The following is a 6,034-nucleotide window of genomic DNA, read 5'->3' on the forward strand; positions in this document are numbered from 1 at the left end:
GCCGCCGTGGGCTTTGGGGTCGTTCCTGGGCTCAGGTCGTTGTTATTCGCCTGTGGTCGTCAGGGATTTGAGGGCTCGGGCTGCTACTTCTCGGCCGATGGGGAGGGAGGCCGTGGCTGCGGGGGAGGGGGCGTTGAGTACGTGGACCGTGCGGGGGGATTCCTGGATCAGGAAGTCGTCCAGGAGGGTGCCGTCGCGTAGGACTGCCTGGGCTCGGACGCCTGCGGCGGCGGGGATCAGGTCGTCGGGGGTGGCGGCGGGGAGCAGGCGGCGGACTGCCTTGGTGAAGGCGTGCTTCGACGCTGAGCGGTGTACTTCGCCGGCTCCGTAGCGCCAGTGGCGGCGGGCTATGCGCCAGGAGCCGGGCCAGGTGAGGGTCTCTGCCAGTTCTCGGGGGCGTACCGTCCGCCAGTCGTAGCCCTCGCGGGCCAGGGCCGGGACCGCGTTGGGGCCGATGTGGACGCTTCCGTCGATGCCCCGGGTGAGGTGGACTCCGAGGAAGGGGAAGGCGGGGTCCGGGACGGGATAGACGAGGCCGTTGACCAGGGAGGGCCTGGCCAGGGTGTAGTACTCGCCTCTGAAGGGGACGATCCGCATCTTGGGGTCGTCGCCGGTCAGGCGGGCGATTCTGTCGCAGTGGAGGCCTGCGCAGTTGACCAGGACTCGGGCGCGGGTGATGGTGCCGTCGGCGGTGCGGACTGCCACTCCCAGGTCGGGGCGGCGGTCGATGTGTGTGACCTCGGCGTCGTACTTGATGTGGGCGCCGGAGGCGTCTGCGAGCCGGCGGGCCACGCCCACGAAGTCGCATACGCCTGTCGTGGTCACGTGGATCGCGGCGAGGCCCCGCACCTGGGGTTCGTACTCCGCGATCTGGGAGGCGCCCAGCTCGCGGACCGGAATGCCGTTCTCCCGGCCCCGCTGGACCAGTGCGTGCAGGCGGGGCAGCTCTTCGCGCTCCGTGGCGACGATCAGCTTGCCGGTGACGGCGTGGGCGATGCCGTACTCCGCGCAGAACTTGACCATCTCGGCGGCGCCCCGCACGGCGAAGCGGGCCTTGAGGGAGCCCGGGCGGTAGTAGATCCCGCTGTGGATCACGCCGCTGTTGCGTCCCGTCTGGTGCTGGGCCGGGCCGGGTTCCTTCTCCAGCACCGTCACCCGCGTGCCCGGCGCGGCACGCGTGATCGCATACGCCGTCGACAGACCGACGATCCCGCCGCCGATCACCAGCACGTCACAGTCGTAAGCGACCTTCCGCCCCATCTGTCCGCCCCACCTCCAGCCTCCGACTCCCACCCCCGATAGTGCACTGCGCCACTGACAACCCGCTCAAACCCACAGAATGGCAGGGACCGGCCCAGACCGGAGGCAGGTGGCCCCGGCCACGTCATCGGCCGCCCGTGGTCCCGATCACGTCGTCGGAGGCGTGTAGCTCCGGGCACGTCATCGGAGGCGCGTGGTTCCGGTCACCTTCACATTCATAGTGCCTGGTCTCCCTTTTTGGTCCCGGTCACGGGATGGTGCCGGTTCACGCAGGCCGGGCCCCGATAGGGGCGCGGGGAACTGCGCGACCAGCCACGTCCGGCCGGCAGCCCCAAGACCACCCCAGCCCCGCAGACGCTCAGGGGGCTTTGTAGCTAGGCCGGTGCCATGAGCAACGGCCTGGCCCGCTCGCGCAGCTCCACCACTCGCGGCTCATCCCCGTACGGCTCCAGGCGGTGCAGGAGATCCTTCACGTACTCGGTCGTGCGGGCCGACGAGATGCGCCCGGCGACCTCCACCGCCCGCACCCCCTGCTCGCACGCCGCATCGAGGTTGCCCGACTCGAGTTCGGCGACCGCCGACACCACCAGGCGCAGCCCGTGGGAGCGTACGAACTCCTCCGTCGGCTTCGACAGGGCCTGCTCCGTGAAGCGGCGGACCTGGCGCGGGGCCTTCAGGTCGCGGTAGCACTCGGCCGCGTCGGCGGCGAAGCGGTCGTAGCCGTAGAAGCCGAGCCAGGACGGATCGTGGTCGCCGTCCCGGGCCCGCTCCAGCCAGCCCTCGGCGGCCTTCAGGGCGCCGCCCGCCGCCTGGGCGTCACCCGCGCGCGCGTGGGCCCGTGCCTCGACGAGGCGGAAGAAGCTCATCGTGCGGGCAGTGGCCAGGCCCCGGTTGCGCTCCAGGGCGGCCTGGGCGAGGTCGACGCCCTCGTCGCCGAAGCCCCGGTAGGTCGCCTGGAGGGACATGGAGGCCAGTACGTAGCCCCCGAGGGGCACGTCGGCCGCGGCGCGGGCCAGGCGCAGGGCCTGGATGTAGTAGCGCTGGGCGGCCTCCTGCTGGCCCGTGTCGAACGCCATCCAGCCGGCCAGGCGGGTGAGTTCGGCGCTGGCTCCGAAGAGGGCCCGGCCGACCTCGTCCGAGTACGAGCCCAGCAGCAGGGGTGCCGCCTCGACTCGTAAGCACTCCGGCACCATGGACGAACGCCAGTCGCCGCCTCCGTACTTGGAGTCCCAGCGCCTGGCGTCCTCGGCGGCCTCCCGCAGCTTCTGTACGTCGCTGTGGCCGACTTTGAGCGGTGCTCCGGAGCCTTCCAGCGGACTGGCGTCCCGTGCCACCGAGCTGTCGGCCGGGGTTATCAGCCACCGGGACGCGGGAGTTGCGTATGCGCTCACTGCGAATGATCCGGCGAGCGACTGCCAGATGCCGCCGGAGCCGGCCCGGCGTCCGGCGAGATCGAGACGGTAGAGGTCCGTGGCCGATCGCACGGCCTGTCCCACGTCACGGGGGAAGGCGAGGCCCACTTCCGGTGCGGGATCCGCGTCCGCCAGGCCGATCTCGTGGAGCGGCACCGGGCGGCCGAGCTTCTGGCCGATGGCGGCAGCGATGAGGTGCGGCGCGGCACCCTGCGGCACCATGCCTTTCGACACCCAGCGCGCCACCGACGTCTTGTCGTAGCGAAGAGTCAACCCGCGTTGAGCGCCAAGATCGTTGACGCGTCGGGCGAGTCCTGCGTTGCTGATTCCCGCGAGGGCGAGAACGGCGCCGAGTTTTTCGTTCGGCCCGCGTTGCTCCCTGGACATTGCGCCACCCCTCGACACAGACGGCTGCCGCGCGGGTGGTGGCCCAGCGGCATTCGTGCTGCGTCTTCCCGGGCGCCAACCCCTGGAACCCCACCCGCAAAAGCACGTGGCCGAGCCCTCAGGAATATGCCTCCCGCGAAAACACAGGCAAACACAGGGTAGTTCGCCGCATCCCAAGCGTTAAGGGGCATTGTTCCGGATGGCGGGATTGTGGCCCGTGGGCAAGTACAGAGCGTCGTGTCGTGCTCCCGCTGTGTGGCCGTGCGCCCGTCCGTGCGCTCTTCTCCGGCCATCGGGGGAGCGCTTCCATGGATCGTGCGTGGGTCGGCCCGCTGTACTGGATCCAGTGGGCTGGGGGACACCGCCGCCTCCATCCCCGCGGGCGGCGGACCGGTCCGGGAGGCGGACTCCGCCTCCCGGACTGTGCGTTGCGCACAGCATGTACGGAGCGTGTGCACGCGTGTTCGTCCATCACCGATTTGGCTGAATATCGCCCATGCCTTTCGAGGTCAAATACCCCTCCCACCATGGCACTTGAGGGCGCGTTAGGTGTTTTTGGGGAGCGTACCGGGGGCGCATTCACGTCGTCGCCCTTGGGTAAATTCTGCGCGATCGCCGCTCGTCGCGCGTGCGTTCGCTTTTCCGCGGGCATCTCCCAGGGGCGCACTCCGGGGAGCACAAGCGGCCGCACCGGCCCTCCCGGGCGCATTCTTCGTGGCAGCATGGTGACCGGTTCGTACGGTGCACTGGTTGTCCACAGCCTGTGGAGGCGGCGATGCGGTGGTTGGTGGGATGGAGCAGTACCGCCGCTCGTGCGCCCGAGATCGGTTCGGCGGGAGCGACGGGCAGCGAAGGCGAGACGGTGCACCCGGTGGGGTCCCAACTCCTGTGGGGCGACCCCGATCCGCTCTGGGCGGTCGGTGACTGGCGCCCCGACGAGGTGCGCGTGGTCAAGGCCGACGAGCAGAACCGCATGGCGGTGCTCGGCACCTGCGGAGCCTCCGACGAGGAACTGCGCGTGGGCCTGTTCGCCGCGCGCGGCGGGGCACTTCGGCATCTGACGGCCTGGTCCGGCAGCTACACGGCGGTCGTCCAGGTGGGCCGCCGCCTCATGGTCTGCGGCGATCTGGCGGGCGTCAGGCCGGTGTTCTACACCCCGTGGGCGGGCGGCACGGCGTACTCGACCGCGGCCCTCCCCCTCGCCGACCTCATCGAGGCCAACCTCGACTTCGGGCATCTGGCGGCCCTGCTCGCTGCTCCCGACGTACCGGCCGCGCTCCAGGACTCGACGCCGTACGAGGGCGTGCGGCGCATTCCGCCGGGGCATGCGCTGATCCTGCGCGCGGGGGCACGGGAGATCGCCGGGTACGAGCAGGTGGCCTCCCTCGCCGTGGCGGCCGCGACCACCGACCCCGACAGCGCGGTGAACGCCGTACGCGACGCCCTGGTCGAGGCCGTACGCGCACGACTCGCCGCCCCAAGGCACGTACCCGGGGCGGACATCGACCCCGGTCCCGTCCCCGGCATGGGCCCCGCCGAGCGGCGCGCCGCGCGCGGAATGCCCGTGCCCGGCATCGGGGCCGACCTCTCCGGAGGACCCGCTTCCGGCACCCTCGCCCTCCTCGCCGCCGGCCTGCCCGGCGCGCCGGGCACTGTCCTCGGCCATGGCACGGGGGCCGGCGAACGCCTCCTCGCGGTCACGTTCAACGACCTCGCCGTGAAGGGCCGCGAGGCCGAACTGGAGCGGGCGGGCACGCTCGCCGCCAATCCGCGGCTGCACCATGTGGTGGTGGCCGGAGGCGAAGAGGTCCTCCCCTACGCCGAGTTGGAGGGCCCGCTGACGGACGAGCCGGGGCCCTCCCTGGTCACGGCCGCCCGGCACCGCGCGCGCCTGGCGTCGGGCAGCGCGGACCACTTCACCGGGTACGGCGCGCGTCAGGTCCTGGACGCGCACCCGGCCCGCCTCGCCGACCTCCTGATGGACCGCAAACGACGTCATCTGGTGCGCCCCGTCGCGGCGTTGGCGAAGGCCGACGGTTCCGTCATGGTCCCCGCGCGCGTGTACGGCGCGGCGCGCAAGCTGTCCCGTACGCCGTATCTCGTCGGCATAGAGGGACTCGCCGACCGGCTGCTGCACAAGCGGTTCGAGGAGCCGGGAGGTGCCGTGGGGGCGTCGCTCGCCGCGCTCACATGGGCCAGACCCGGGCCCGCCGCGCGCTGGCTCACCGGCGAGGCCCTCGCTGAAGTATCGGTTCGCCTGGCTGGGGCGACGACCCGGGGCGGTGTCGGTCCCGGTCAGCGTCCGGGCGATTTCCGCGCGCGCTCCGCCCTCTCGCGGCACGCCTCGGACCTCCGGATCCTGGAGCAGGCCGCGGAGGTCCGCTTCCAGCGGCTGCACGCCCCGTTCCTCGACAACCAGGTCGTACGCGCCTGTCGTGCCCTTCCCGAGGCGCTGCGGGTGCGGCCCGGGGCGCGGGCCGCGATCCTCCGTACGGTCCTTGAGGGCGCCGGAGTGGCCGATCTTCCGCCCGGCTGGGGTGCGCCGTCCCATGCGTCCTCCACGGCCGCGGCCCGTACGGGGCTTCGGGTCGCCGTGGACGATCTCGTCGCCCTCTTCGACACGCCTCTCCTTGCGCAGGCAGGTCTGGTCGAGGCCCGAGTCGTCCGCAAGGCCCTCCGAGCGGCGGCCGACGGCGAGGCCCTGCCCCTGGAGGGCCTCGCGGACCTGGTGTCCCTTGAGCTCTGGCTCCGCCGCCTGCTCGACCGCCGGGGGACGTGCTGGACGGGGACGCCTGCGCGGCAGCGGGCCGTTCCTGCGGGGATTCGGCCTCAGCGGGGGGCTTTGGGGGCGGGGGCGAGGAGGGGGTAGGGGGGCCTTTCGCCCCCGCCGCCCCTACCCTCCCCCACTCTCGGCTTCGCTCGGGCGGGGGGGCCCCCATCGTCACTACTTGGGGGCCCGCCCCCCCACCCCCCCC

The 6,034-nt window shown here is 72.1% G+C and carries 3 protein-coding genes; 1 reads left to right on the forward strand and 2 read right to left on the reverse strand.

Translation table 11 applies throughout. From position 1 onward, the window contains the following. Positions 1 to 42: 42 nt before the first annotated feature. Together lhgO and O3Q52_RS47310 are read right to left on the reverse strand one after the other, a co-directional pair. The gene (gene lhgO, locus O3Q52_RS47305; RefSeq protein WP_269654651.1) at positions 43 to 1,260 is read right to left on the reverse strand and encodes an L-2-hydroxyglutarate oxidase; all 1,218 of its coding nucleotides are present in this window, start codon (positions 1,258 to 1,260) and stop codon (positions 43 to 45) included. Between the two features lie 374 nt (positions 1,261 to 1,634). After that, positions 1,635 to 3,059 carry an MFS transporter gene (locus O3Q52_RS47310; protein ID WP_143643663.1) on the reverse strand — a complete coding sequence of 475 codons (1,425 nt, stop codon included), beginning with the start codon at positions 3,057 to 3,059 and terminating at the stop codon, positions 1,635 to 1,637. Positions 3,060 to 3,834: 775 nt separating this feature from the next. Between O3Q52_RS47310 and O3Q52_RS47315 the strand changes: the two genes are divergently transcribed. Next, positions 3,835 to 5,928 (forward strand): asparagine synthase-related protein, encoded by a 2,094-nt coding sequence (locus O3Q52_RS47315; RefSeq protein ID WP_269654652.1) that lies wholly within the window; start codon positions 3,835 to 3,837, stop codon positions 5,926 to 5,928. Positions 5,929 to 6,034 lie beyond the last annotated feature (106 nt).

The organism is Streptomyces sp. ActVer, assembly GCF_027270795.1.
Classification (GTDB): Bacteria; Actinomycetota; Actinomycetes; order Streptomycetales; family Streptomycetaceae; genus Streptomyces; species Streptomyces umbrinus_A.

Bases quoted from the DNA above. Each gene is read 5' to 3' on its own strand.
- O3Q52_RS47315 (WP_269654652.1), top strand. From the start codon at position 3,835: ATGCGGTGGTTGGTGGGATGGAGCAGTACCGCCGCTCGTGCGCCCGAG.
- O3Q52_RS47310 (WP_143643663.1), bottom strand. From the start codon at position 3,059: ATGTCCAGGGAGCAACGCGGGCCGAACGAAAAACTCGGCGCCGTTCTC.
- lhgO (WP_269654651.1), bottom strand. From the start codon at position 1,260: ATGGGGCGGAAGGTCGCTTACGACTGTGACGTGCTGGTGATCGGCGGC.